This window comes from Oceanobacillus alkalisoli (assembly GCF_021556485.1).
GTDB lineage: Bacteria > Bacillota > Bacilli > Bacillales > Amphibacillaceae > Oceanobacillus > Oceanobacillus alkalisoli.
On the sequence record NZ_JAKGBW010000003.1, the window covers coordinates 133,070 to 159,101 of the forward strand.

29 protein-coding genes are annotated in these 26,032 nt (G+C 39.7%); all 29 read right to left on the reverse strand.

The window, feature by feature from the left end:
* The 29 genes from fliQ to sucC all read right to left on the reverse strand — a co-directional run bounded on the left by fliQ (nt 1) and on the right by sucC (nt 25,952).
* Nucleotides 1-270, reverse strand: coding sequence for a flagellar biosynthesis protein FliQ (gene fliQ, locus LZD48_RS04555; RefSeq protein ID WP_235761553.1), 270 nt, complete (start codon nt 268-270; stop codon nt 1-3).
* A 30-nt stretch (nt 271-300) separates the two neighbouring features.
* Nucleotides 301-966, reverse strand: coding sequence for a flagellar type III secretion system pore protein FliP (gene fliP / locus LZD48_RS04560; protein ID WP_235761554.1), 666 nt, complete (start codon nt 964-966; stop codon nt 301-303).
* Nucleotides 959-1,597, reverse strand: coding sequence for a flagellar biosynthetic protein FliO (locus LZD48_RS04565; RefSeq protein WP_235761555.1), 639 nt, complete (start codon nt 1,595-1,597; stop codon nt 959-961). Before LZD48_RS04565 ends, fliP begins: the two co-directional genes overlap by 8 nt.
* Nucleotides 1,598-1,610: 13 nt before the next feature.
* The gene (locus LZD48_RS04570) at nt 1,611-1,973 is read right to left on the reverse strand and encodes a response regulator (RefSeq protein ID WP_235761556.1); all 363 of its coding nucleotides are present in this window, start codon (nt 1,971-1,973) and stop codon (nt 1,611-1,613) included.
* Nucleotides 1,974-1,995: 22 nt separating this feature from the next.
* Complete coding sequence (gene fliY, locus LZD48_RS04575; protein WP_235761557.1) at nt 1,996-3,198, reverse strand: flagellar motor switch phosphatase FliY; 1,203 nt, start codon at nt 3,196-3,198, stop codon at nt 1,996-1,998.
* Nucleotides 3,191-4,186 (reverse strand): flagellar motor switch protein FliM, encoded by a 996-nt coding sequence (gene fliM, locus LZD48_RS04580; protein ID WP_235761558.1) that lies wholly within the window; start codon nt 4,184-4,186, stop codon nt 3,191-3,193. Before fliM ends, fliY begins: the two co-directional genes overlap by 8 nt.
* Before the next feature lie 31 nt (nt 4,187-4,217).
* A complete protein-coding gene (locus tag LZD48_RS04585) occupies nt 4,218-4,628 on the reverse strand; it encodes a flagellar basal body-associated FliL family protein (protein ID WP_235761559.1) in 411 nt (136 codons plus the stop codon).
* On the reverse strand, nt 4,621-4,866 hold the full coding sequence (locus tag LZD48_RS04590) for a flagellar FlbD family protein (RefSeq protein WP_310739774.1): 246 nt from the start codon (nt 4,864-4,866) through the stop codon (nt 4,621-4,623). The genes LZD48_RS04585 and LZD48_RS04590 overlap by 8 nt, the downstream gene beginning before the upstream one ends.
* Nucleotides 4,867-4,889: 23 nt before the next feature.
* Entirely contained in the window at nt 4,890-5,714 is an 825-nt protein-coding gene (gene flgG / locus LZD48_RS04595) for a flagellar basal body rod protein FlgG (RefSeq protein ID WP_235761560.1), read from the reverse strand.
* Between the two features lie 86 nt (nt 5,715-5,800).
* Nucleotides 5,801-6,172, reverse strand: coding sequence for a TIGR02530 family flagellar biosynthesis protein (locus tag LZD48_RS04600; RefSeq protein WP_235761561.1), 372 nt, complete (start codon nt 6,170-6,172; stop codon nt 5,801-5,803).
* Between the two features lie 31 nt (nt 6,173-6,203).
* Nucleotides 6,204-6,644 carry a flagellar hook capping FlgD N-terminal domain-containing protein gene (locus tag LZD48_RS04605; RefSeq protein ID WP_235761562.1) on the reverse strand — a complete coding sequence of 147 codons (441 nt, stop codon included), beginning with the start codon at nt 6,642-6,644 and terminating at the stop codon, nt 6,204-6,206.
* Between the two features lie 8 nt (nt 6,645-6,652).
* A complete protein-coding gene (locus LZD48_RS18855; protein ID WP_235761563.1) occupies nt 6,653-8,557 on the reverse strand; it encodes a flagellar hook-length control protein FliK in 1,905 nt (634 codons plus the stop codon).
* 182 nt (nt 8,558-8,739) lie between these two features.
* Nucleotides 8,740-9,336, reverse strand: a complete 597-nt coding sequence (locus LZD48_RS04615; protein WP_235761564.1) for a MotE family protein — start codon at nt 9,334-9,336, stop codon at nt 8,740-8,742.
* Between the two features lie 5 nt (nt 9,337-9,341).
* Complete coding sequence (fliJ, locus tag LZD48_RS04620; protein WP_235761565.1) at nt 9,342-9,788, reverse strand: flagellar export protein FliJ; 447 nt, start codon at nt 9,786-9,788, stop codon at nt 9,342-9,344.
* Nucleotides 9,788-11,107, reverse strand: a complete 1,320-nt coding sequence (gene fliI, locus LZD48_RS04625) for a flagellar protein export ATPase FliI (protein ID WP_235761566.1) — start codon at nt 11,105-11,107, stop codon at nt 9,788-9,790. Before fliI ends, fliJ begins: the two co-directional genes overlap by 1 nt.
* Nucleotides 11,104-11,847 (reverse strand): flagellar assembly protein FliH, encoded by a 744-nt coding sequence (gene fliH / locus LZD48_RS04630; protein WP_235761702.1) that lies wholly within the window; start codon nt 11,845-11,847, stop codon nt 11,104-11,106. Before fliH ends, fliI begins: the two co-directional genes overlap by 4 nt.
* Nucleotide 11,848: 1 nt before the next feature.
* Entirely contained in the window at nt 11,849-12,856 is a 1,008-nt protein-coding gene (gene fliG, locus LZD48_RS04635; RefSeq protein ID WP_235761567.1) for a flagellar motor switch protein FliG, read from the reverse strand.
* A gap of 13 nt (nt 12,857-12,869) precedes the next feature.
* Nucleotides 12,870-14,471: a flagellar basal-body MS-ring/collar protein FliF gene (gene fliF / locus LZD48_RS04640; RefSeq protein ID WP_235761568.1), complete on the reverse strand. Its 1,602-nt coding sequence runs from the start codon at nt 14,469-14,471 to the stop codon at nt 12,870-12,872.
* A 72-nt stretch (nt 14,472-14,543) separates the two neighbouring features.
* A complete protein-coding gene (fliE, locus tag LZD48_RS04645) occupies nt 14,544-14,843 on the reverse strand; it encodes a flagellar hook-basal body complex protein FliE (protein WP_235761569.1) in 300 nt (99 codons plus the stop codon).
* A gap of 20 nt (nt 14,844-14,863) precedes the next feature.
* On the reverse strand, nt 14,864-15,316 hold the full coding sequence (flgC, locus tag LZD48_RS04650) for a flagellar basal body rod protein FlgC (RefSeq protein ID WP_235761570.1): 453 nt from the start codon (nt 15,314-15,316) through the stop codon (nt 14,864-14,866).
* Nucleotides 15,317-15,319: 3 nt separating this feature from the next.
* Nucleotides 15,320-15,715: a flagellar basal body rod protein FlgB gene (flgB, locus tag LZD48_RS04655; RefSeq protein ID WP_235761571.1), complete on the reverse strand. Its 396-nt coding sequence runs from the start codon at nt 15,713-15,715 to the stop codon at nt 15,320-15,322.
* A gap of 415 nt (nt 15,716-16,130) precedes the next feature.
* A complete protein-coding gene (codY, locus tag LZD48_RS04660; protein WP_235761572.1) occupies nt 16,131-16,910 on the reverse strand; it encodes a GTP-sensing pleiotropic transcriptional regulator CodY in 780 nt (259 codons plus the stop codon).
* Between the two features lie 27 nt (nt 16,911-16,937).
* Complete coding sequence (gene hslU / locus LZD48_RS04665; RefSeq protein WP_438822744.1) at nt 16,938-18,332, reverse strand: ATP-dependent protease ATPase subunit HslU; 1,395 nt, start codon at nt 18,330-18,332, stop codon at nt 16,938-16,940.
* A 19-nt stretch (nt 18,333-18,351) separates the two neighbouring features.
* Nucleotides 18,352-18,897, reverse strand: a complete 546-nt coding sequence (gene hslV, locus LZD48_RS04670) for an ATP-dependent protease subunit HslV (protein WP_235761573.1) — start codon at nt 18,895-18,897, stop codon at nt 18,352-18,354.
* 24 nt (nt 18,898-18,921) lie between these two features.
* Nucleotides 18,922-19,833: a tyrosine recombinase XerC gene (gene xerC, locus LZD48_RS04675; RefSeq protein WP_235761574.1), complete on the reverse strand. Its 912-nt coding sequence runs from the start codon at nt 19,831-19,833 to the stop codon at nt 18,922-18,924.
* A gap of 724 nt (nt 19,834-20,557) precedes the next feature.
* A complete protein-coding gene (gene topA / locus LZD48_RS04680) occupies nt 20,558-22,636 on the reverse strand; it encodes a type I DNA topoisomerase (protein ID WP_235761575.1) in 2,079 nt (692 codons plus the stop codon).
* Nucleotides 22,637-22,862: 226 nt separating this feature from the next.
* Nucleotides 22,863-23,774: a DNA-processing protein DprA gene (gene dprA / locus LZD48_RS04685; protein ID WP_235761576.1), complete on the reverse strand. Its 912-nt coding sequence runs from the start codon at nt 23,772-23,774 to the stop codon at nt 22,863-22,865.
* 62 nt (nt 23,775-23,836) lie between these two features.
* Nucleotides 23,837-24,739, reverse strand: a complete 903-nt coding sequence (gene sucD / locus LZD48_RS04690) for a succinate--CoA ligase subunit alpha (RefSeq protein ID WP_235761577.1) — start codon at nt 24,737-24,739, stop codon at nt 23,837-23,839.
* Between the two features lie 52 nt (nt 24,740-24,791).
* Complete coding sequence (gene sucC / locus LZD48_RS04695; protein WP_235761578.1) at nt 24,792-25,952, reverse strand: ADP-forming succinate--CoA ligase subunit beta; 1,161 nt, start codon at nt 25,950-25,952, stop codon at nt 24,792-24,794.
* Nucleotides 25,953-26,032: the final 80 nt, after the last annotated feature.

Here is a 26,032-nt window from a genome sequence, read left to right on the forward strand (position 1 = left end):
TTACCCTACAAATATGTTCAAATTTTGAAATATATCGGCACCAAATTCCATCATCGTCTGCAACATCCATGGTCCGAAGAAAACGAGTCCGATTAAGACTGCAACAATCTTTGGAATAAAAGCTAATGTTTGTTCTTGAATTTGTGTCGTTGCCTGGAAAATACTTACTAATAAGCCGACTGCAAGAGCTAAAATGAGCAGTGGACCTGCTACAAGTAAAATCGTATAGATACCGCGCTCAGCAAGGGCCAAAACAAATTCGCTCGTCATTATAGAACACCTTCCTCCAGTAGATTCACGCTAAAACCCGGTAAGTAATGAATGGGTAACCAAATACCAACCATCAACAAGAACAAATAAAAGAATTTTAAAAGGGAGTGAAATCATTACCGGCGGAAGCATCATCATCCCCATTGACATAAGAATACTTGCAACTGCCATATCAATTACGAGGAAAGGAATAAAGATCATGAACCCCATTTGAAAAGCGGTTTTAAGCTCACTGATTGCAAAGGCGGGGATCAACGTTGTTAACGGAATATCTTGCACTGTTTCAGGCGGTTCAGCTTCCGTATAATTTAAAAATAATGCTAGATCTTTTTGCCTCGTATGTTGTGCCATGAATTCTTTCATTGGGACACTAGCACTCTCATAAGCTTCATCCAAGGTAATCTCCTCGGCGAATAATGGTTCGAGCGCGTCATCGTACACTTCTTGGAAGGTAGGCGCCATAATAAAGAACGACAGGAATAATGCTAAACCAATTAACACCTGGTTGGGCGGCATTTGCTGTGTTGCAAGGGATGTACGAACAAATGAAAGCACGATGACAATTCTCGTAAAGCTTGTCATTAAAATTAAAATCCCAGGTGCAAGCGAAAAAATCGTCAGCAACAAAATCAAACGAACAGAAGTTGATATATTTGTAGGATCTGAACTGGAAAATATCTCTATAAATTCATTCATTTCTATCTTCCTTATGTTTATCAATAATAGATTTTCGGTTTCTTTGCAGACGATTTAATTCTTGGTTAAACAGTTGGTTAAATTGACTTTCTTTCTCTTCTTCTTTCCGATTCTTTTTCAAAATAGAAGAAAATATATTACTTGCATCCAGTTCCGTTTGTTCTTCTTTTGCTTTCATAATATTTTCCATTAATATCGGGTCTTCAATTTCTTCCAGCAGGGTGATATTTTCAGCGACACCAATTAGGTAAAGCTTGTCACCTAATCGAATCAGTTGCACTGTTTTATTCTGCCCAACTGATATACCTCCGACATTTTCCAGGTTTTTAATACGATTCCCGAATTTATTTCTTCTTTTTAAAAAGTAAAGAAAAACATAAATCAGTCCTACTACGAGCAATAACGCAAACACAAGTCGAACGATCTGAAAGAATAAGGATTCAGGTTCTTCTTGTTGCAGCAGTTCCGGATTACCCCCGTTATCTTCTTCTGTCAGTGATTCCTCACAGTGTTCCGGATTTTCCAGGCATTCATCAACATATCCTGGTGCTGCCAGTGAAACATTAACATTTCCAAATAAGATAAATAATACGACCGGAACGAAAATGACATACCTAACGATAGATTCCATACCCATACCGCGCTTAGCTCAATGCTTTTTGAATAGCTTCTAATACACGATCAGCCTGGAATGGTTTTACGATAAAGTCTTTTGCGCCTGCCTGAATCGCATCTATCACCATAGCCTGTTGTCCCATTGCTGAACACATAATGATAGTGGCGTCAGGGTTTATTTCTTTAATTTCCTTCAAAGCAGTAATCCCATCCATTTCTGGCATTGTAATGTCCATTGTGACAAGGTCAGGCTGCAATTCCTTATATTTTTCAACCGCTTCTCTACCGTCCTGAGCTTCTCCAGCAATTTCATAACCATTTTTCGTTAAAATATCCTTTATCATCATACGCATAAATGCTGCATCATCCACAATTAAAATTTTATTAGCCATTTCTTAATCCTCCTACGACAATTTATTTAAGTTTCATGATTCGGTCGGACTGACTGATAATATCCGTTACCCTTACACCGAAGTTTTCTTCAATAACGATGACTTCGCCTTTTGCAATCAATTTTCCATTAACTAATATATCAACCGGTTCTCCGGCAAGCTTATCTAATTCCAGAATCGAACCTTGTGATAAATCAAGAATATCTTTGATTGTTTTCTTCGTCTTCCCTAATTCCACGGTCACTTTGAGTGGTATATCGAGCAACATATCTAGATTATTCTGCTCATTTTGCGTGAGTGGTGCAGGCTGAAACGCTGAAAACGTAGCTTGTTCAATTGTTGCATGTTGTTGATCAAATGTATGTCCAAGATGCTGGGGTTCATTCGGCTGAACTTGACCTGCATTGGATTGCGCTTGTTCTCTTTGCATTCCCGGTACCTGGACGGATTCCCCGGCTCGTTCAGCCTCTGTAAACGTCTTTTCCGGCGGAGCTTCAAGTGTGCTCGTTGCAGCAGCTTCCTTGGCAGCCTGTGATGTTTCTTCTACATTCTCGACATCCCCTGATAGCAAATCATTCACCAGTTCTTTCGCAAAACCTAAAGGAATAAGCTGCATCATATTTGAATCGATCAAGTCACCAACAATAAGTCGGAAAAATATTTTTACATAAATATCTTCCTGAAAAATTTCTTTTGCTTCCGATTCAATTGATCCTTCAATGATTGCTGGCGGAGATATATCTACTTTTTTATTAAAAACAGAAGACATGCTTGTTGCCGCTGTTCCCATCATTTGGTTCATCGCCTCTTGAACAGCACTCATGTAAATTTCCGGAAGGGTTTCATCGGGATTTTTCCCGTCTCCTCCAAGCATAATGTCAGCAATAATAGCTGCATCTGTCGCTTTGATGACAAGGATATTTCTTCCAGTGAACCCTTTCGTATAATCGACTTGGATACTGACCGGCTGAAAAGTGAATTCTTTTGCGAGCTCTTCATTTTCGATAATACTTACAGAGGGAGTAGTGATTTCCACCTTCTGATTGAGTAATGTCGATAGCGTTGTAGCGGAACTTCCGAAAGAAATGTTCCCAATCTCACCAATTGTATCAATCTCCATTTCGGATAAGTAAGCTTGATTATCAGGTTCTTGTGCTTTGTTTTTTTCTTCACCAATACTAAGAAGTGCATCAATTTCATCCTGAGATAACATACCGTCATTCATGGGTGTTTACCCCCTTTTTAATTTCTTCAAGTACTTGAACCGCAGCCTTTCTCTTATGCTTACCAGCTTGAACAAAGAATTTCGGTTCCTCGTTCACCGTAAGCAACAATGGATTTTCTATCTGCTGGTCAAGTGCTATAACATCATTCAATTGCAATTTCAAAAACTCATTAATCGAAATGGTTGTTTCACCGAGAATTGCCTGAACATCCACTTCAGCAGTTTGCAAGTTACTGCTCAACTTCCGGTAAGCTTCTTCATCTGGTTCTGCTGCAGTATGATCCATCCAATAATGATCAGACAACTTTGGTATAATCGGCTCCAACAATGTATGCGGAATACATAAATTAATCATGCCTGTCGTTTCTCCGATTGCAGCCGACATTGACACGACAACAACCGTATCATTCGGTGCCACCATTTGGATGAATTGCGGATTTTCTTCAAACTCCTCCAGAACTGGTTCGACTTCAATTAAAGAAGACCATGCATCTTTCAAATTATAAGTCGCTTTTTCAAAAATTTGTTTCAGTAGTAAAATTTCAATTTCGGTTAAACTTTCCGTTTTGGAAACGGAAGTTCCTTTTCCGCCTAAGATTCGGTCAAGTAGCGCGTAAGCTACATTGGGATTGATTTCAATAACCAAGCTTCCTTTTAATGGCGCCATACTGTATATATTTAATACGGTCAGCGAGGAGATGGACCGTACAAACTCTTCGTATGGTACTTGATCGACCGAGGTTACTGCAATATGTACATAGGTTCGTAAGTGCGAAGAAAGAAAAGTTGTGAGCATTCGGGCATAGTTTTCATGGATTCTGGAAATACTGCGAATCTGGTCTTTTGAAAATCGTAATGCCCGTTTGAAATCATAGACTCGAATTCTTTTCTCTTCTTCTTCTTTTTTCAGTTCTTCTGCATCCATTTCTCCTGATGTAATTGCCGAAAGCAGTACATCAATCTCATTTTGCGACAGTATTTCTTCCATCTCATTCCACACCTCCTCTAGGGGGGAGCCTTTACTGAAGTATTTTATTGATTGTGTATACATCGGTAATCGTACCTTCTGTCATCACTTCATTTAAACTGTCTTTAAGCGTTGCTTCCAGATCGCCTAATCCCTCTTTAAATGCTTCCTCGTCCATCAATGCAAGTTCTTTAATCAGTATATTCACTAATTGGAAATCTCGTAAACTAATTTCTTCATGGGCTTCTTTTCCATCTGTTAAAATCCGGAATTGAATTCGGACAAAAGTTCCATCCTGCAGATCGGTGACGATTTCCTCTGTCTCATAAGAATACTTTACGACTTTATCAATTGATAACTCTTCTTCTGCGCCTTCCACATTCAATACGACAATCAAAACGGAAATTGCCCCGACTAAAAGAATTGCGAGAGAAGTGATCATAACCTTTACTAATCTACTCATTTTGGTCACCTACTTGTTTATAAACTTGCTGCAAGCCAATTTCCTTGTAAAACATTTTTGTTACGTGAAGTACTTCAGCTACTGTGTTTTGGACGATTACCTTTTTGCCATTAATTAGGGTAATTGTCGTATCTGGCAGCGCTTGGACTTGCTCAATCAAAATTGCATTCAGAGTGAACAGTTCACCATTTAATTTCTTTAATTCAATCATAAATTTGGCGGGAGTGACGAAGCGCATCGCCAGTCACCCCCTCCTCCTTATTATCGTTTTAGATTAACAAGCTCTTGAAGAATCTCATCGGATGTCGTAATAATTCTTGTGTTCGCTTGGAAACCACGCTGTGCGGAAATCATTTCTGTGAATTCTTCTGCCAAGTCAACGTTGGACATCTCAAGTGAGTTGCTGATGATTTGCGCACTGCTATCCGCTGATTGCGGTGCTACAATAACAGCTTCTCCAGAACTTCCTGTCGCTCTGTATAAGTTGCCCCCTTCTTTCTCTAGGCCAGATGGATTAGAGAACGTAGCGATTGCGATAACTTGAGGGTCTTGCTCTTCTCCATCCTCACCGCTAGCGATAATCTCCACAGTTCCGTTTGGTAAAATGTTAAAGCTTTGGTCTTCTGAAATGTGTATTCGTGATTCTTCAAGATTCCCATTAACAACGTCAGTAGTTGTATCCAATAGATAGTAGCCATCGGCATTGACAATATATCCTTCATCATCTAAGTAGAAGTTTCCCGCTCTTGTATAAAAAACTTCATCATTCGATTCAACGACAAAATATCCATCTCCCTGAATGGAAAGGTCCAGCGGATTATTTGTCGTTTGGCGGAACCCAGGTGTGTGGATATTATCAATTGTTCCTTGTTGTGAGCCTAGTCCAACCTGGGAAGCATTCTTACCGCCCCGAGTCTCTGTTGAACCTTGTGCGGCTGACGTTGTCTGACTCATCATTTCCTGAAATGTAACCCGGCCTTTTTTAAATCCCGGAGTACTGACGTTGGCGATGTTATTCCCGATGACATCTAGTTTCGTTTGAAAGTTTTTCATACCTGAAATACCTGAATACATTGAACGTAACATAATTTATTTCTCCTTTATTATCTATTATGTTTTAGTAAGCTATGTCAATCAGTCGATAGCTTTTAAGGCTTCCTGTGAGGTCCAGCCTATTCATCAATTAAAATTGTTCCATTAATATTCGTAAAAATCCGGTTTCCTGCTTCTTGCCGATTCAATGCAGTTACAACGGTATTATTCTTTGCACTGACTAATAGGGTCGCATCATTTAATACGACTAATGAATCGGTAATACCCTTTTGCCTCGCTTCTTGTACTTTTTCTCCAATGGTTTGCCAAAGCTCATCTGGTATATCGATGTTCCTTTCCTTGATTCGATCAGACGCATGCTTGCTCACTTTTAACTTCTGCTGTTCCGTTAAAATTTCATTAAAAGAAACATTCGGTGTCTTTTGCTTTGGCGGAATGGGTTTAGGAAAATGTAATGCTTGCTTCGGTATTTGGTGTATGCGGTGATCCATGACCATTCACATCCTCTTTATCTCTTTTTAATCATTTATTTCTTACTTCTATAACAGCATCTGCATAAATCTTATCGCCATTTTCAAGCTCAAGTATCGCCCAACCATCCTGTTGACTAATCGCAACCACTTGGCTCGTTTTTGTTTCATGTGCAATTTCTTCTTCCGAGTCCCCATTATCCAATTCATAGGAAACAAACTTCCCAATCATATGACTATATTCAATCACTGGTGAAACAAGTTGACTTTGGACAAGCATTTCGATGGAACTAGACATATTCATCATCTGTTCTAAAGATGAAAGTTGTGTCATTTGTGCCACCATTTCCTGGCTATTCATCGGCGCAGTTGGATCTTGTTCCTGGAGCTGTGCGATAAGAATTTTAATAAAACCTTCTTTATCAAGATCTGGCTTTGGCTCTCTCGTCTTTGGCTGATTAGATAAGTATAAGGATGGATCAATTTTATACATGTCTTCACCTACACTTTCTCATTTAAAATCAATTCGTCGAAAAGGCTGGCGAATGTTTCGTTATCATCCTTCTCTTGCTGATTACCAGATGATGATTGATCGTCTTGCTCTTGTTTCTCCGCCTGACCTTCTTCTTTATAAGCTGCTTGCGCCTGCTGTACGTTCGGATCGTTTCTTTCAATCACAACTTGATGCGGTGCAAACATATGCCTTAATTGCTGGCTGTTCGCTTCAAGCATCTCTTTTGCGGCCTTCGTTGTAACCATGATTTTTACAAGCATTTCTCCGTCAACTTGGGTAAAGCGTACGAGCATTTCGCCTAGGTTTGCCGGCTTTAAAGTGATCGCAAGCTGCCCTTTTAGTTGCTGGGAGGCTAGGCTTTTCGTATCAATGAATCGGTTGAACTGCTCCAGCAAGGCTTTTCCCGCTTGATTGTTATCCGAGTTCTGCGGCAGCTGGATAACCATTTGTTCTACTTGTGAAATCGGCATTTGCACGGTTTGGGCTTGAGGTGTTGCAATCGGCTGTTCTTGATGGACCGTCATATTCAGTGTATTGCTGAGCCAACGGACAATATCTGTATTCGTTACTTTTGATTCAAGTGCATAGACACTTTTTGTATGAAAGTTCATCTTTTGTTGATAGAGTTTTACGAGATCTTGCCACATTACCGGTGTTTGCTGATTGCCTCCCCTTATGACTAACGGCATTAATTCAGTGTGATTACCTGCTTTTCCACTCAATTGTTGCCAGGCCATTAAATACTCAAGAACTTTCGGAGCAGCTTTTACTGCGTCTTCTTGTGTTTTGACCTGCATGAGTTGCTGTTCAATTTTTGCGAACAACTCATTTACTTCGCTCTCCAGTTCTGGAAAATCTACTGGACGATTTACGGTAATGTTGTTTGGGAAGTTCTGTGGAAGTCCTTCTGCTATTTGTACCGAATCAAATTCAGGAATCTGTTCCATTTCACTTGTGAATAAATCGCGCAATTCTTCCTTCACTTGTTTAGGCAATGAATGAATCAAGGTCAGAATGGTTTCAACAAGATCAGTCTTTGGCATGATTTCAACCAAGCTATCTGCACGATCATTTTTCTCTTCAGTATGTCCTTTGACATTTTCAGGATAATAGTACGCTTCTCCGATTGGAAACTTCGTATTATTTTCTTGTAAGCTTTCAACAGGCTCCTCAGCCTCTTCCTGAACAAAAACATTGAACTTGTCCACTTCTTCGTTTTCTGTCTTCGCGAAAAGGGCGCGAATCAATGTACCTAAGCGATGCTGTTCATCTTCTGATAACTCTACCTTTGCAACAAGCTGATGTTCGTCCGCCATTTCTTTGTTTGGTGGCGTCACATGAAGCTCCATGTCAGCTCTTTCCTCAGCAGGCAGCGGTGCCTTCCAAGAAATATCATTGGTTTCTTGCAGTTCGGCAAGTAAAGATAATACATCTTCTTTATCAGTTGTTATCGGTAATGATTGTATCAAGTCATCCAAGCGATGCTGTTCCTCTTTCGAAAACATTATATCTTTATCAAATTGATGTTCGTCCGCAACTTCTTTTTTCGGAAGTGTTTCGCGAAGCTCCGTGTCAGCTCTTCTATCAGCAGTTAGCATGTCTTTCCAAGAAACATCATAGATTTCTTCCAACTCAACGAGCAAAGATAGCAAATCTTCTTTATCCGTCTTCACAAAGATAGAGCGCATCATTTCAAGTAATTCATCTTGCTCCGCAACAGGTTTTTCTTGTTTTGCCTTTGTAAATTCTGTCCTTTTCTCATCAAGCATTTCAGTGAAATCAGACCCATTTTTTAATTCAGCCGGCTCTGCAGGTGATGACTCCGTTTTAGTCGGATAATCCATAAAGGCAACCCATTTCCATAAAGTCATTTTGGCTTCTATTTTTTTCACCCCCTTTCAAAGATAAAATAAAACTTTATTCAGTTGGGGGTTTCCTTACCTCCCGCACCGAATGTTAGTTGAACAGAATCAGGGATTTACGGACTGTTTATCCCCCTAGCTTTACCTTTTGGGTTTCCCTCATCTTTAAAAGTGGGAAGGATTACAGACCATTAATGCGTGATAGAAGTGCATTAATCAAGCATTTCTTCAGCAAGTGTTGCGGCAAGCTCTGCTTCCATTGCTTGTAAAATATCGCCTCGCGCGTCATTCGGAAGCTCTCTTAAGATAAGCACAATCTGTTCCTCATCCATATTGCCGAGAATGGCTGCAGCACCTGCTGCTTTCATCTCTTCAAATGTTTTTGCCATATCCCTTAAAGATTCGTCTATCTCCTCTATTGTTTCATTCTCCGCGTCTTCGTCCGCAGATTCATCCGGTGCGTTTGTTGCTTCCTCACGAGCTGCATCTCGCTCCCTTTGATCCATTGTCATTTCTAAATCAGCTATCTGTGCTTCCAATTGTTCGACTTCGATTGTTTTTGTCTCCAGTTCTTCTGTTAAACGGGAAACTTCTTCATCCAATGCATCTTCTTCTGGGCTTGTTATAAAATTTGAGATAACTGGAAGCTCGCTCCCTTTCTCCTTTGTCCAATCGATTACACTGAATCCGGAAAAGTTTAAGATGACAACAATAATAGCAATAACAATGAGAAGAGGAATAATGACCGCAAACAACAGCCACAGGATTGGATTTATTTTCTTTTTTTCGTTATGAACGTTCCTGGCCATTTTATTCACCTATTTTGATTACTTAAGAATTGATTAATTGATATCTCATCCATAAACGCTTTTTCAAGCTTTGCTGTTCTTTCTACTTCTTGCTGTTTTCTTTTTTCGATAATGCTTTCGAATTTCTTAACTTCGATGTAAGCGGCGGTTAAACTTTGTTGTTTCTGCTCCATTTGTTTTCTTGCAAACTGAACTTCTCGTTGTAATTGAATGATTGCATCGTTCAATTTCTCAATATACGCAATTTGTTCCTTTATCCGCTCGAGCGGTGTCATGCTTTGGATAAATTCATCGTAGGATGCTTCCGCTATTTCTTTTTTCTTAAGGAGATTGTAGAGCTTTGTAGCTACTTTTTCGAAAGCTTCCTGTGAATTCAGAAATGCTTTCTGCGCAACTTTTTTCTCATTCTCTCGAACGTGCAAGACCTTTGTTAATGAGACTGTTTGTGACATCAGGACATTCCTCCGTTAATAATCTGACTCATCGTGTCAATCGCTTCCTCTAATGTTTTGTATTCATGGACATCTTGTTTTAAGAAACGTTGGATTACCGGATAATACGCGATGGCTCGATCAATTTCTTGATTGGATCCTTTTTTATAGGCACCAATATGGATGAGTTCACTATTTTCTTCATAAATTGCCATCAAGGAACGTATCTCTCCTGCGATTTCTTTATGCTCCTGGGTCGCAATTTGGTTCATGACTCGACTGATTGATTTCAATACATTTATTGCCGGATACTGTCCGCGTTCTGCTAATTTCCGGTCCATTACAAAGTGTCCATCCAAAATTCCCCGTACAGCATCCGCAATCGGTTCATTCATATCATCCCCATCAACGAGAACCGTATAGAAGGCGGTAATTGTTCCAAATGCATTCGTTCCTGTTCGCTCCAGCAACTTAGGTAAGATGGAAAAGACAGATGGAGTGTATCCTTTCGTTGTTGGCGGCTCACCGACAGCAAGGCCAATTTCTCGTTGGGCCATGGCAACACGAGTAACAGAATCCATTAACAAGTTTACCTGGAATCCGAGTTCACGAAAATATTCACTAATGGCGGTAGCAGTATAAGCACCTTTAATGCGCATAAGTGCTGGTTGGTCGGATGTTGCAACAACAACAATCGATTTAGCTAATCCTTCCGGCCCTAAATCTTTCTCGATAAATTCCCGCACTTCTCTTCCCCGCTCACCGATTAAAGCAATAACATTAATATCAGCGTTACTGTTTCTAGCAATCATTCCTAACAAAGTACTTTTCCCCACACCACTTCCTGCAAACAAGCCGACACGTTGACCTTTCCCCATTGTGAGCAGGGAATCAATCACTTTTACACCAACTTGATTCGCTTCATGAATTGGTGGTCTTTCGAGCGGGTTAGGTGGGGATTGCTCTGTCAAATAATTCGATAATCCTTTCGGTAATGGAGATCCGTCAAGCGGGTTACCTAATGAATCAACAACCGTACCTATTAACCCTCTACCCACTTTAATTGTCAAAGGCTTACCAGTCGCTTCTACTAAACAGCCCGGTCCAATCTCCGTCACTTCGCTGTAGGGCATAAGAATAATATTTTCGTTATTAAAACCTACTACTTCAGCTAGGATCGGTTCCCGTCTTTTTGTCGCAGAATGAATGTGACAAACCTCTCCAATATTCGCTTCAGGCCCAACTGATTCAATCATAATTCCAACGACACGAGAAACCATTCCATATCGTTTGTAAGGATCAGCTTTTTCAATTGCTTGGATGTAATCTGCTACTATCATGATTCATGCTCCATTACTAATTCTTTTAAGGCGTTGCGGATTGCTTCAAGTTGAGTGTCAACAGAAGCATCGATTTGCCCAAATGGATGTTCAATTAGACAACTACCTTCCTGTAACTCATCATTAATATATAGTGATAGCTTCGTATCTTTCTCCAACATACGTTTCAGTTCAGACTTTTGCATTAAAACCGTTTCGTAATTAGCTGGATGAAGATAGATAGATACAACAGACTGATCACTTATTTCTTTTAATGCTAATCTAACTATTTTCAAAAACTTTTCAGGCGCTTCATTTAGCTTTTCGCCGAGAATTTTTTCCGCTGTATGAATGGCTATGTCTATAATAACGTCTTCTGTTTGTTCTAAAGTCTTTTGATAATCCATTTTCACCAATTCGACGATACGATTAGCTTCAGCAATCTCAGCTGCATATACTTTCATACTCGCTTCTCTTCCTGTTTGAAAACCAGCTTCGTATCCAGCTTCCTGTGCCGATTCCATGAGTGCTGCTTTTTCTTCTTTCCAGTTCTCCCTTGCTCTATTAATCTCATCCTGTACATTAGCAAGCATTGCAGCCTTCTGTTGTTCTAATTGCTTTAGTTCTTCTTTTGCTTGCCCGACATTCACTAAAACACTCTCAACAGTTTCTTCTTGCTGTTTTTCTGGTGTTTGCTTTTTTATATATTCAATCGGTTTGATTTTAATTTCTCGCCTTGGAAGTTCATTTGAATTCATCATTCTAGACAATGATGTCGTCACCTCCACCTCTTGCGATTACAATTTCACCAATATCTTCTAATCTGCGGATCGTTGCAACTATTCTCATTTGTGCTTCTTCCACATCACGTAAGCGAACCGGCCCCATATATTCCATCTCTTCCTTGAAAGTCACAGCCATCCGTTCGGACATATTAGTAAAGAGGACATCTTTCACCTCTTCGCTAGCAACCTTTAACGCAAGACGAAGATCATCATTCTCTACTTCCCTGATGACACGCTGTATCGCCCGATTATCAAGTATGACAATATCTTCAAAAACAAACATCCGTTTCTTAATCTCATCAGCAAGCTCTGGATCTTGAGTTTCTAGTGTGTCAAGAATGGTTCGCTCCGTACTGCGGTCCACTCCGTTTAGCACCTCAACTACTGCCTGGATGCCGCCGGTTTGTGTATAATCTTCAGTTAAAGAAGCCGACAGATTACTTTCTAATACCCGTTCTACCTGACTAATTATCTCAGGTGAGGTGGAGTCCATTGTTGCAATTCTTCGCGCGACATCTGCCTGCACGTCTTGCGGCAATTCAGATAGGATCTGTCCGGATTGTTCTGGTTCTAGGTAAGATAGCACAAGTGCAATTGTTTGAGGGTGCTCATTTTGAATAAAATTAAGTACTTGCTGGGGATCTGCCTTTCTAGCAAAGTCAAAAGGCCTTACCTGTAAGGATGAGGTAAGGCGATTGATAATAGAAGCGGCCTCCTGCTTACCAAAAGCTTTTTCAAGAACCGTGTTTGCATAACCAATCCCACCCTGTGTAATATAATCCTGAGCGATTGCTATTTGATGAAATTGTTCTATAACTTCTTCTTTCATTTCCGAATCTACCCGTTTAACAGAAGATATCTCTAGGCTTAGCTTCTCGATTTCTTCTTCCGTTAAATGTTTATAAACTTGAGCGGAGACATCGGGACCTAACGAGATTAATAGAATTGCTGCTTTCTGTTTCCCGGTAAGTTTTTGTCTTGCCATGAATGTCTTCCTCCTAATCCTCGCCAATCCAGCTTCTTAATAACTTAGCAAAGTCTTCCGGTTTTTCCTCGGCTATCTTCTCTAACTGCTTCCTGCGAACAACAGATTCTGATTCATCTTGCTCAGGCAAATCAGGTACTTCTGATGTGAATTCTCTAATCGGCACTTCTTCTACCGACTCTGGTTCCGATTCTCTTCTTCTGTTCCGGATAAGTAACACAGCAAGTAATACAATGAGTAAAAATAGAACTCCAGCAACAACATAAACCCAAGTAGGAATGCCGGCACGTTCTACATCTTCGGCAACCGGATTACTCGTAAATTCTTGAAAAACGATAGAAAACTTTTCTTCAGGCTCTACTTCTCCGTAATCTGTATCGATCGAAGTGTTAAGAATAGAAGCAAGAATGGATGATATCCCTTCTTCGACCGTATTTTGTTCCTGTTGGGTTAGAAATTCAAGGTTTTCGTCATCCGCATCTCTCGCTTGGTCGACAGCAACCTGAATACCGAGGTCACGAATTTTATAAGGGCTCTCGACAATTTCTTTTCGAATTCGATTGAACTCATAATTGATTGCTTCCTTATCATATTCATGGTCCCCGCCTTCACCAGCTACAGCACCAGGATAGTTTGTCACATCATTGTCACCAGTTCCTCCTGTGCCACCATCTGCTGCATTTCCTGTGTAAGATTCCTGAATGGTCTCTACACTTACCGGAAGACCTTCCATGTTTTCGATATCGACTGGTTCAACTAATTCTTCTACACGATTTTCTTGGGTAAAGTCAATATCTGCGGTAACAGACACAATTACATTATCCGGACCGACCATTGCACCTAACATTTGCTGTAGTCTGCGCTGCACATCACGCTCTACTTCTTTTTTTACTGTTTGTTGATACGTATGGGTATTTTGAACGGCATATTGTGAATTGCTGTCCAGGTCAAAATACTCGAAGTACTGATTCATAATTCCGATATTTTCTTCTGCTAAATTAGGAACTGCATTGGCCACTAAATGATAAAGGGCACGTATTTGATGCTCTTCAAATTGATAGCCAGGCTGTGTTTCAAGCACGATTGCCGCGGTCGTTTCTCCTGTATCGTCACCGACAAAAACAGTCTGTTCCGGAAGATTAATCATCACTTCCGCACTTTGAATGCCGTCAATACTTGTGATTAAATTTGCAAGTTCTGTTTGCATCGCATCTAATTTCATCATATTAAACTCATTATCGGTAATTCCGAAAGATGAGTTCTCACTAAAGAAAGAGTAATCAATATTCCCGCTGCTCGGAAGTCCTTGACCTGCAAGTTCCACAAGTAAGGTATCGACCCGCTCTTCAGGTACGGTTATAGTCGTACCATTGTCCTTTAACTCGTAGGGTACCCCTCTTGTATCAAGTTCAGCTTTTATCTGACTCGTTTCCTGAATAGATAAATTTGAATATAATGGCACAAACTTTTCAGATGAGCTAAACAAATAAAAAAAGATGCCGATAATAACGATAAGGATGCTTGCGGCCAATCCAATGTATATCATTTGCCGTTTTGGACGTTTTTTCCAAAACGTTGTGAATGACTCTTTCCATTTCAATAACTGTTCCTTCATAAAATCCTCCACCAATTTGCATTGCTCATCGAATAGTTACAAGTTGTATTTGTCTTCGATACTCGTTCTAAATTATATTTGCATCCGCATTATTTCATTATAGGCATCAATTGCTTTTTGCTGTATTTGTACAGTGGTCTCAAGAGTGATACTTGCTTTTTGGGCAGTTATCATTACTTGATGTAAGTCTTGTGCTTCACCGGCAGCAAGTCTCTCCGTCATTTTGTCGGATTCAGTTTGTATTTCGTTTAAATTTTCGATTGCGACTTTGAATGTATTTGCAAAGTTTGCTTGGGCCTCTGCCGGAGTTGTCTTCGTGCTTGTTGATGTATCCGGTTGGACACCCATACTTGGGTTGAAGTGAATATTCATTTTATTTGCTCCTTACCTCTTTATTTCCCGATTTCGAGTGCCTTCATGAGAAGCCCTTTACTTGCATTCAAGGCAGTAATATTCGCTTCATAAGATCTTGTGGCGCTCATCAGATCCACCATTTCCTGCAATGGATCAACATTTGGCATGGCTACAAACCCGGCTTCATCGGCATCTGGGTGATTTGGGTTAAAAACCATTTTAAATGGGGATTCGTCCTCTGTAATTACGGAAGCACGCACACCATTTGCTCCATCTCCTTTACGCTCAGCAGCTCGTAAATGGGAACTAAAGCTCGCCCCTTCACTTTGGAGAGAAACCATTTTTCTTCGGTATGGTTCCCATTCATCATTTTCATTCACTCGTGCCCGAGTTGACTCGCTATTCGCGATGTTTGATGAGACGACATCCATCCGTAGGCGTTGCGCAGTTAATGCACTTCCGCTTGTATTGATGCTATGGAAAATCGACATTACTTAGTTCCCTCCTCTTAGAACAGTTTGCAGGCTGCCAAACTTACCGTTAATCCGATCGATCAAACCATTATAATAGATTTGATTTTTTGCAAGTTCCGTCATTTCTCTATCAATGTCCACATTATTTCCATTATGATTATACGTTGTGTTGTTATTTGCAACGACCTGATAATTCGTTCCTGTCTCTCCAGAAAACGGGATATGCCTTGGATCTGTTCGCTTCGCTTGAATTTGGTTGCTCATTGCATCAGTTAATACATGTTTAAAAACAACATCCTGTGACTTATAATTCGGGGTGTCTACATTTGCGATGTTGTTTGAAATCGTCCGGTTTCTAGCTGAAGCATAATCTAAAGACCGTTCCAAATTCGAAATGGTTCCGCCAAATAAATCCATTCAATTTTTCCTCCTATTTCCAAATTACAAAGTACGGTCATCTAATAAATTACTCCTACGAATATTGTAATTTAATTCCTATCTAAAGTCTATCTTTTTCATGTAAAACTAACACAATTCGACAAAATGGTTATAAATAACTAGTCAATTAGTATTGTTTTACGTTTTATAATGATTTGGTAATTAGAAAACTCAAGTAAAATCGCTTTATGTATACTTTTTCGCCGATATTATTCGACAACTAATTATAACACAGTTCTTTATGCTTGCGTCAAAGGTTTTATTAAACTTTCTTAAAGCTCCTATATCCTTATAATAATATTTGACAAAAAATAAACAAATGAAAAACATTTTCTTCATGTTTTCCATTTGTTTATTTATCTTAACATTAGCTTAACGCAGTCTTAACCTGAACTTATCTGGAGCGTAATTTTTCAAGCTCAACTAGGAATTTATCATTTAGAACTTTAATGTATGTTCCTTTCATACCTAGTGAACGAGATTCGATTACCCCCGCACTTTCAAGTTTACGAAGTGCATTTACAATGACAGAACGAGTAATACCTACACGGTCTGCAATTTTACTTGCAACGAGCAGCCCTTCATTACCATTCAACTCTTCAAAGATATGGTCAATAGCTTCTAATTCACTGTAAGAAAGGGAACTAATTGCCATCTGGACAACTGCTTTACTTCTTGCTTCCATTTCAATTTCTTCTGTTTTCTCTTGAAGAATTTCCATACCTACAACCGTTGCACCATATTCAGCTAGCAGTAAATCATCGTCATTAAACTCATTTTCCATACGCCCGAGAATTAATGTTCCAAGACGTTCTCCTCCGCCTAGGATTGGTACAATTGTTGTCAGTCCATCTTTAAAGAGCTCTTTGTTCTCTTCAGGGAACACGGTTTGTGGACTGTCGATGTCAAGGTTAGCTGTTGTTTCATAAATATTGTATAAACCTTGTGTATAATCTTCAGGGAAACGTCTTTCTTCAAGCATTTGCTTCATACGCTCGTTTTCAACTTCTTGGCTAACCGCTACTCCAAGAAGTTTCCCTCTTCTGCTAACGATATAAATGTTGCCACCGATTACGTCACGTAGTGTTGCTGACATTTCGTTGAAGTTCACCGATTTCCCTGCTGTTTTTTGTAACATAGCATTAATTTTTCTTGCTCGATCTAATAGTTTCATTAAAAATCCTCCATTTGCATTTTTATTTTATAAGATGAATTGGCTTAAATCCTTATTCTTAACAATATTACCTAATTTTTGATCAACATATGCCGATGTTATTTCAATTGTTTCCATCGTAATATCCGGAGCTTCAAACAATAAATCTTCCAGTAATTTTTCAAGAATGGTATGAAGTCTCCGAGCGCCGATATTATCGGTATCTTGGTTCACTTGATATGCTACTTCGGCGAGGCGTTCGATTGCATCCTCTTTAAATACAATCTGGATTTCTTCAGTTTCCAACAACGCCTCATATTGCTTCGTCAACGCATTGGATGGATCCGTCAGTATTTGTTTGAAATCTTCTACTGATAACTTTTCCAATTCCACTCGGATCGGGAACCTTCCTTGTAGTTCAGGTATTAAATCAGATGGCTTCGACATATGGAAAGCACCTGCAGCGATAAATAACATATAATCCGTTTTAACAGGTCCGTGTTTTGTAACAACAGTGGAACCCTCGACTATCGGTAAAATATCTCGCTGTACGCCCTCACGCGAAACGTTCGCCTGGTCACTTCCTCCACCAGCCACCTTATCGATTTCATCGACGAAGATTATCCCTGTCTGTTCCGCACGCCTTGTTGCTTCTTGAGCAACCTCTTCCATATCTACAAGCTTCTGTGCTTCTTGCTGAATGAGCACTTCCCTTGCTTCACGGACTGGCAGTTTACGTTTTTTCTTTTTTGATGGCATGAATTGGCCAAGAGCATCTTGCATGTTCATTCCCATTTGCTCCATACCCGAGCCTTGCAACATATCAAACATGGAAGGCGGTGTTTCCACAATCTCCACGGTGACGATTTTATCTTCTAATTCCCCGAGGGTAAGCATTCGTTCGACTCGCTCACGTTTGTTTCTTACTTCTTCATCTTTTGGAGCTTCCATTTCTTCATCATCGTTTGCTGACTGGTTTGCAAAAAGCATTTCAAAAGGATTTTTCATCTGGTTCTGTTTTTTAGCCTGTGGAACGAGTAAATTCACTAAACGTTTATTTGCTTCCTTCTCAGCTGCATCTTGCACCTTTAAAAGCTTCTCTTCTTTCACCATTCGGACAGACATTTCTACGAGATCACGAACCATCGATTCCACATCCCTGCCAACATAACCGACTTCTGTAAATTTCGTTGCTTCTACTTTAACAAAGGGTGCTTTGACCATTTTTGCAAGCCTGCGGGCAATTTCAGTTTTCCCTACACCAGTAGGCCCAATCATTAAAATGTTTTTCGGTACAATTTCTTCTTTAATCGTCTCATCCAGTTGCATCCGGCGGTAACGATTTCGGAGGGCTACAGCGACAGATCGCTTTGCACTCTTTTGTCCAATAACATACTTATCCAATTGTTCAACAATTTGTTTTGGAGTAAGCTCCATCCCCATACTTTGGAAATACCTCCTATTAATTGAGTACTTCTAAGGTAAGTTGGTCATTCGTATAGATATCAATTTCTCCAGCCACCTCAAGAGCAGTTCTTGCTATTTGTTCAGCAGACAAACTATTCGCATTTTTAACTAGCGCTCTTCCAGCACTTAGCGCATAGTTACCACCTGAACCGATAGCTAGAATCCCATCGTCAGGCTCAATTACTTCTCCTGTCCCTGATACAAGGTACATGCTTTCTTTATTCATCACAATCAACATGGCCTCCAACTTCCGGAGTACCCGGTCACTTCGCCATTCCTTAGCGAGTTCGACGGCTGCCCGGGTCAGATTGCCGTTATATGCATTCAAGTAACTCTCGAATTTTTCAAACAAGGTAAACGCATCAGCTACAGATCCTGCAAATCCAGCCAATACTTGCTCATTATATAATTTACGGACTTTTTTTGCCCGATGTTTCATAATTACCGCGTTTCCTAACGTAACTTGACCGTCCCCGCACATCGCACAACTTCCATTATGCTGAATGGCAAAAATCGTTGTAGCATGCATTTCATTTGACATCTTCTTCACCTCGCATCCGATTTGCTATTTATCATTTGCTCTTGGATGTGTCTTCATATACACTTCTCGCAATCGATCCTTCGTAACATGAGTATAGATTTGGGTAGAAGATAGATTTTCATGACCTAATAATTCTTGCACTGTACGCAGATCTGCTCCTTCATTCAATAGATGAGTTGCAAATGTGTGACGTAATTTATGCGGGTGAAGGTTGATTGTAAGTGCCGCTTTCTTCACCATTTTATCCAGGATAAGTCGAATCCCTCTCGTTGTAAGAGGTGCTCCCCTGGCATTTAAAAATAAGGCATCTGTATTGTTTTTCGCCTTTTCCAATAATGTAACGCGGCCCTCGTTCAAATAGGTCCGAAGAACAATCTCTGCAAATCTACCGAAAGGCACATACCTTTCCTTTCTTCCCTTACCTCTCACCAATATCGTCCCTATGGAAAAATCGATATCCCCAAGAAGTAAGCCTTGACATTCACTTACACGCATACCAGTTCCGTATAAAATTTCCAGTAATGCCTGGTCACGTTGACCTAACGGGTCTGTCATATCATTTACTTCAAACAGTTTTTCCAGTTCTTCCATATATAAAAATCCGGGAACAGCTTGCTCCTGCTTTGGTAAATGAATATGGATGAAAGGATTCGTATACGTGTCATCTTCCCTTTCCAAATACTTATAAAAGCTTCTAAGGGATGATATTTTTCGAGATACGGTTCTTCTTGTTAACTTTTGATTAAACAATTGGGTTAAATAAACACGAACGACTTGTGGGTCAACATCGTGAAGATTCGCTATCCCTTCTCCTTGTAAAAATTGAAAAAAGGCTTGCAGATCATCTTGGTAATATTCGATTGTATAAGGGGAAGCATTTTTTTCAATTTGAAGATATGCTACAAATCCTTGACATTTTTGTACAAAATCCTCCAATTCTTCACCCCATTAATTTCCTGAATAAATAATAACATAGCCTATCTTCGAAATCAATTTATTTACCAAAATAAAAACAAAATTCAGAATCGGTCTACATTACAGCATGTCAAAATAATTAGACTTATCTTTTCATTCCATTCCTTGAATTTACCCGCCATTAGATAATTATATGCCTATGATATTGTATAGTCAAACAAGAGTATTTTAATTTATTTTAAGAAATACAATTCGGTGAACATTTTGTGAATGCCCCATTAAATAAGTCTAAATTTTTACCGTTGTATAGTATCTCATATTTCACAAAATTAGTCTATTGAAATAAGATCTCATGTTCACAGTATGAAACAGTTCATGATCCTTCGGCGGAATCCATTAGGCTACTCTAAATGTTTGTTATGTTTTTTCACTAACACCCTCTCAATGAAACTGACTGCCTTCATTCACCGAAAGTATTTTGCGCATTCTCTAGACTGGATAGCTCAACGCAAGGAGGTTTGCCGGCCGCTCAGCAGGTGCGAGAGGTGTCTGGACTGCGAACCTCCAGAAGGAAGTTTCGGAGTTAGCCACACACTCACGCTGTAAGAAAGTGATTGGGTGATTAAATATGTCCAAGAATATATTTCCTGGGTGTAAATTATTTCCTTAATATCACTATTACCATTCTATTCCTAATGTATTCATAATTTAGCCAAAAAATAAAGCTGTTCATTGGAATGAACAGCTAGCTTTGTTCGACTTCTTTATAATCACAGTTTGTGCATTGTACTTGTATTGCTTTTTTCACTTTCTTTTCAACTAATAAAGATTCACATTTTGGACAAGGACGTGCGATTGGTTTGTCCCAAGATACGAAGTCACAGTCTGGAAAACGGTCACAACCATAGAAAACACGGCGTTTTTTCGATTTACGCTCGACGATATTCCCTTCTTTACATGTCGGACAATCTACTCCAATTTCTTTTAAAATCGGTTTCGTATTACGGCAATCCGGGAAGTTCGAACAAGCAATAAACGTTCCGTACCTTCCCATTTTATAGACCATTTCATGACCGCATTTCTCACAATCGATTCCGGCAGGTTCGTCTTTGATTTCGATTTTTTCCATTTCTTTCTCAGCAAAATCTAAACGTTTCTCGAAATCTTTGTAGAAGTTATCAATTACTTCTACCCATCCTGATTTGCCTTCTTCAACGGCATCTAAATCTTTTTCCATATCTGCCGTAAAGTCTACATCAATTATTTCGGGAAAATACTCTTCTACAGCTTCACTTACAATTGTTCCGAGTTCTGTTGGAATGAATCTTTTATTATCAATAGACACATAGCCTCTTCGTTGAATTGTATCGAGGGTAGGTGCATACGTGGATGGTCTACCTATTCCTAGTTCTTCCATTGCACGGACAAGGCGAGCCTCGGTAAATCTTGGAGGCGGCTGTGTGAAGTGTTGCTTTGGATTAATTTCCTTCGCTGCAATCTTCATTCCTTCTTCAAGATCTGGAAGAAGTTTATTCTCTACCTTTTTATTATCATCTGTACCTTCAATGTAAACTTTCATAAATCCTTCAAATTTGATTTGAGAACCAGTTGCCCTAAATTCAACATCATTATTGATTAAATGAGCGGTTACAGTATCCATTACTGCAGCTGACATCTGACTGGCAATAAATCTTTCCCAAATTAATTTATAAAGACGGTATTGATCATTAGAAAGAACTTCTTTTAATGAACGGGGGTCACGGAGTGCTGACGTTGGCCGAATTGCTTCGTGAGCGTCTTGTGCTCCTGTTTTATTTGCGGATCCTTTTTGCGAACCTATAAATTCCTTCCCGTACTTATCTTCAATATAGCCTTTAGCTTCTTCTTTCGCTGTATTAGAAATTCTTGTGGAATCAGTACGCATATATGTGATTAACCCAGTAATACCTCCAGATTTTCTTCCTAAGTCAATTCCTTCATAAAGCTGTTGGGCTACCATCATCGTCTTTCTTGCTCTGAAATTTAATTTTCTTGCTGCTTCTTGTTGTAAGGATGATGTAATAAACGGTTTAGCAGGATTCCTTTTTCTTTCTCGTTTGTTTACTTTTTGGACGAGGAAATGATCCTCTGTAAGCTTTTTCTGGATGCTTTGCACATCTGTTTCGCTTTTTAGTTCATGCTTCTTACCATCTATTCCGTAGAAATTACCTTCAAATGTTTCCTTATCTTTTTGAAATAACGCCTCAATCGTCCAATATTCCTCTGGTGTAAAATTAATAATTTCTTTTTCCCGATCAATAATCATCTTAAGTGCGACGGATTGAACTCTCCCCGCGCTTAATCCTTTTTTCACTTTCTTCCATAGTAATGGGCTGATATTGTAACCAACAAGTCGGTCGAGTATTCTTCTTGCTTGTTGAGCATCAACCAAATCATGATCAATGGAACGTGGGTGTTTAAAAGATTCTTTAATCGCATCTTTTGTAATTTCATTGAATACGACTCGGCAATCCGAATCTTCATCAACGTTTAATGCATGAGCAAGGTGCCACGCAATTGCTTCCCCTTCTCTGTCCGGGTCAGCTGCAAGATATATTTTCTTTGCTTTCTTCGCGGCTTTACGAAGTTCTTTTAATACTTCTCCTTTGCCACGGATTGTAATATATTTCGGCGTGTAATTATTTTCTACATCCACACCGGTTTGGCTTTTCGGCAAATCACGGACATGTCCCATTGAAGCTTTTACTGTATATTTTTTTCCTAAATATCGTTCGATTGTCTTCGCTTTTGCTGGCGATTCAACAATCACTAAGTAATCTGACATAACATTTCCTCCTAAGATGAGGTTTAAAAATGAAATCTTCACTTATACTAATGACTTACATCGCTTTTGTCAAACTTATTATCAAAAAATACTATTTCCACTTTTAAAAAACCAATGTTTTCATGGTGTTAAAATGACATTATAATAGAAGAAACTACATTCACTTTCCGATTCCGCAATACCCACACACCTTCGTTTTCCGTGTGTCCAACAGAAGACTTAAGCGTCAACGCACAGCTTTACAGTTGTCTAGTTGTTGTTGTGATAGCCATTCTTCTTGTATGTCACTGGCGTGCTGGGTTAGTTTAGCTCCTTCCTGGATAAGGAGGTGGCATCCTTTTGCTTGGGGGATGAGTGGTGAACCTGGCACAGCGAATACTTCCCTTCCTTGGTCAAGAGCCTGTTCAACCGTAATCATTGTTCCGCTCCTTTCCATTGCTTCTATCACTAAAATACCAAAGGATAGTCCGCTAATAATCCGATTTCGCTCCGGAAAATGATGTTTCGCGGGTCTAACAGATGGGGGATATTCACTAATGATTAGGCCAGTTCTTTTTATCTCCTTGAATAATGGAATATGTTCTCTCGGGTAAATATATTCAAAACCACCACCCAAAACGGCAATTGTTTTCTGTTGATGGGAAAGTGTAAGTTGGTGAGCATAACCATCTATCCCTTTTGCCATGCCACTTGTAATCACCCAATTATCTTCTAATAAGGGCTTGAGAATATGTTTCACTTTCGGTATTGCTTCGCGGGATGGTTTCCTGGAACCGATGACACTTAATATCTTTCTTTGTTCCAATAAAGACTCGTCCCCACTGGTATATAGTACAAGTGGCGCGTCATTTATTGTTCTTAACATAGAAGGATAGGTTTCGTCAATTATTGTAATAACCTCATATTGCTTCATCACATCGATAAAATGTTTTTTTAACTTGGGATCTTTTAAGCTGGAATGAAGCTTAACAGCTGTGTCGATACGAAGGGAAAAATGCAGGTTTAGTTCCGTTGGGGTCATTTCATAAATCGAGGCAAGAGTTGGATCTTTCCACAAAAAGCGGTAAATCATTTTCCTGCTTGCAATATTTGTCAGGTGAATATGGATTAAACGATAACGAATATCCTTCAGTTCCATCACTTCCTTACTTTATTAATAAAGAGGGCTAAAAGTGTACTTCCAGCCCTCTTTCATCTTAATTAAAGGGTTTTACATTTTTCAGCTAAGCCCTTTTCTTGCAATACTTTAATCATTGTTTCACCCATAACTGCTGGAGTATCAGCAACAGTAATACCACATTCTCTCATAACGCGTGTTTTCTCCGCAGCGGTTCCTTTTCCACCTGAAATGATCGCACCAGCATGTCCCATACGCTTCCCTGGTGGTGCAGTAGCACCGCCAATAAAGCCGACTACCGGTTTCGTCATATTATTTCTTACCCACTCTGCAGCTTCTTCTTCTGCAGTACCGCCGATTTCTCCAATCATGATGACTGCTTCCGTTTCCGGATCTTGATTAAAGGCATCAAGCACATCGATAAAGTCTGTACCATTAACAGGATCCCCACCAATTCCGACAGCAGATGTTTGGCCATAACCGGCCTGTGTCAATTGATGTACCGCTTCATACGTAAGTGTTCCAGACCTAGAAACTACTCCTATATGACCTTTCTTATGAATGTATCCCGGCATAATTCCAATCTTCGTCTCATCCGCTGTAATGACACCTGGACAGTTCGGGCCGATTAAACGAGTTTTCTTTCCTTCCATATAACGTTTCACTTTCACCATATCAAGTACTGGAATATGTTCTGTGATACAGATGACAAGATCAAGTTCCGCATCGGTTGCTTCGATAATTGCATCTGCTGCAAAAGGTGCCGGTACATAGATTACAGATGCGTTTGCACCCGTAGCCTCGACTGCTTCTTGAACAGTATCAAAGACAGGTACACCTTCTACTTCGGAACCACCTTTTTTCGGTGAAGTTCCTCCAACAATTTTTGTCCCATATTCAAGCATTTGTTTCGTATGGAATCTAGCAGTTCCACCGGTAATGCCCTGGACAATTACTTTTGTATCTTTATTAACAAATACACCCATTTAGTTTGTCCGCCCCTTCTCTATTTTCCAATTTTCATAGATTAATTTTGATTTATTTCACAAGAGAAACAATTCTTTCCGCACCATCTGCCATGGAGCTTGCAGGAGTAATATTTAAGCCAGATTCATTTAGAATCTTCTTACCTAAATCTACGTTTGTTCCTTCTAAACGGACTACTAAAGGAATTTGCAAGCCGACTTCCTTCGTAGCAGCCACAACTCCCTCCGCAATGACATCACACTTCATGATTCCACCAAAAATATTGACGAAAATACCTTTCACATTCTCATCAGATAGTATGATTTTAAATGCTTCGGTAACTTTTTCTGCCGTCGCACCACCGCCAACATCAAGGAAGTTAGCCGGTTCACCGCCATAATATTTAATAATGTCCATTGTAGACATCGCAAGACCTGCACCATTTACCATACAACCGATATTTCCATCAAGGGAAACATAGCTTAAATCATATTTACTTGCTTCAATTTCCTTTTCATCTTCTTCATCCAAATCACGAAGTTCTTGCACTTCCGGTTGACGGTAAAGTGCGTTTTCATCAAAATTCAACTTAGCATCAAGTGCCAGAACATCCCCGTCACCTGTTGTAACAAGTGGATTAATCTCTGCAATCGAGCAGTCTTTTGCCACAAATGCTTCGTATAGAGAAGTCATGAAGCCGACTGCTTTGTTTATCAGGTCATGTGGAATATTCATATTGAATGCCATACGGCGAGCTTGGAAGGGCATAAGGCCCACAACTGGATCAACTACTTCATAAAAAATCTTTTCTGGCGTTTCTTCTGCGACTTCTTCAATTTCCGTACCGCCTTCTTCAGAACCCATCATGACGACACGTGAACTTGCCCGGTCTAACACTATGCCAATATAGTATTCTTTCTGGATATCGCAGCCCTCTTCAATCAAGAGCCGCTTTACTTCCTTGCCTTCCGGACCAGTTTGCGCTGTAACTAGTACCTTCCCAAGGATTTCATCTGCATATGTACGGACTTCATCCATATTTTTTGCTACTTTAACCCCTCCGGCTTTACCACGTCCACCTGCGTGGATTTGCGCTTTTACTACATTGACGTCTGTTCCTAATTTTTCAGCTGCTTCAACTGCTTCATCAACAGTGTAAGCAACATAGCCTCTAGGAACTTTCACACCAAATTCACGTAGTAGTTCTTTGGCTTGATATTCATGAATGTTCATCTTTCTTCCTCCCAACATAATAAATGCAACTCTATTGTATTAAATTAAAACCGTTTTCACAAGAAAAAAGAGATGTTCGA

Bases quoted from the DNA above. Each gene is read 5' to 3' on its own strand.
- fliE (WP_235761569.1), bottom strand. From the start codon at position 14,843: ATGAATATTCACTTCAACCCAAGTATGGGTGTCCAACCGGATACATCA.
- fliY (WP_235761557.1), bottom strand. From the start codon at position 3,198: ATGAATGACGGTATGTTATCTCAGGATGAAATTGATGCACTTCTTAGT.
- LZD48_RS04605 (WP_235761562.1), bottom strand. From the start codon at position 6,644: ATGTATAAAATTGATCCATCCTTATACTTATCTAATCAGCCAAAGACG.
- LZD48_RS04565 (WP_235761555.1), bottom strand. From the start codon at position 1,597: ATGGAATCTATCGTTAGGTATGTCATTTTCGTTCCGGTCGTATTATTT.
- fliP (WP_235761554.1), bottom strand. From the start codon at position 966: ATGAATGAATTTATAGAGATATTTTCCAGTTCAGATCCTACAAATATA.
- hslU (WP_438822744.1), bottom strand. From the start codon at position 18,332: ATGGGGATGGAGCTTACTCCAAAACAAATTGTTGAACAATTGGATAAG.
- LZD48_RS04615 (WP_235761564.1), bottom strand. From the start codon at position 9,336: ATGGCCAGGAACGTTCATAACGAAAAAAAGAAAATAAATCCAATCCTG.
- dprA (WP_235761576.1), bottom strand. From the start codon at position 23,774: ATGGAACTGAAGGATATTCGTTATCGTTTAATCCATATTCACCTGACA.
- flgG (WP_235761560.1), bottom strand. From the start codon at position 5,714: ATGTTACGTTCAATGTATTCAGGTATTTCAGGTATGAAAAACTTTCAA.
- fliH (WP_235761702.1), bottom strand. From the start codon at position 11,847: ATGATGAATTCAAATGAACTTCCAAGGCGAGAAATTAAAATCAAACCG.
- LZD48_RS04570 (WP_235761556.1), bottom strand. From the start codon at position 1,973: ATGGCTAATAAAATTTTAATTGTGGATGATGCAGCATTTATGCGTATG.
- fliM (WP_235761558.1), bottom strand. From the start codon at position 4,186: ATGGAAGAAATACTGTCGCAAAATGAGATTGATGTACTGCTTTCGGCA.
- fliG (WP_235761567.1), bottom strand. From the start codon at position 12,856: ATGGCAAGACAAAAACTTACCGGGAAACAGAAAGCAGCAATTCTATTA.
- hslV (WP_235761573.1), bottom strand. From the start codon at position 18,897: ATGTCAAATGAAATGCATGCTACAACGATTTTTGCCATTCAGCATAAT.
- LZD48_RS04590 (WP_310739774.1), bottom strand. From the start codon at position 4,866: ATGCGCTTCGTCACTCCCGCCAAATTTATGATTGAATTAAAGAAATTA.
- flgC (WP_235761570.1), bottom strand. From the start codon at position 15,316: ATGTCGATTTTCCATAGCATCAATACAAGCGGAAGTGCATTAACTGCG.
- topA (WP_235761575.1), bottom strand. From the start codon at position 22,636: ATGTCAGATTACTTAGTGATTGTTGAATCGCCAGCAAAAGCGAAGACA.
- sucD (WP_235761577.1), bottom strand. From the start codon at position 24,739: ATGGGTGTATTTGTTAATAAAGATACAAAAGTAATTGTCCAGGGCATT.
- fliF (WP_235761568.1), bottom strand. From the start codon at position 14,471: ATGAAGGAACAGTTATTGAAATGGAAAGAGTCATTCACAACGTTTTGG.
- sucC (WP_235761578.1), bottom strand. From the start codon at position 25,952: ATGAACATTCATGAATATCAAGCCAAAGAACTACTACGTGAATTTGGT.
- fliI (WP_235761566.1), bottom strand. From the start codon at position 11,107: ATGATAGTAGCAGATTACATCCAAGCAATTGAAAAAGCTGATCCTTAC.
- fliQ (WP_235761553.1), bottom strand. From the start codon at position 270: ATGACGAGCGAATTTGTTTTGGCCCTTGCTGAGCGCGGTATCTATACG.
- LZD48_RS04600 (WP_235761561.1), bottom strand. From the start codon at position 6,172: ATGGATCACCGCATACACCAAATACCGAAGCAAGCATTACATTTTCCT.
- flgB (WP_235761571.1), bottom strand. From the start codon at position 15,715: ATGGATTTATTTGGCGGAACCATTTCGAATTTGGAACGGTCTTTAGAT.
- fliJ (WP_235761565.1), bottom strand. From the start codon at position 9,788: ATGTCACAAACAGTCTCATTAACAAAGGTCTTGCACGTTCGAGAGAAT.
- LZD48_RS04585 (WP_235761559.1), bottom strand. From the start codon at position 4,628: ATGAGTAGATTAGTAAAGGTTATGATCACTTCTCTCGCAATTCTTTTA.
- codY (WP_235761572.1), bottom strand. From the start codon at position 16,910: ATGAAACTATTAGATCGAGCAAGAAAAATTAATGCTATGTTACAAAAA.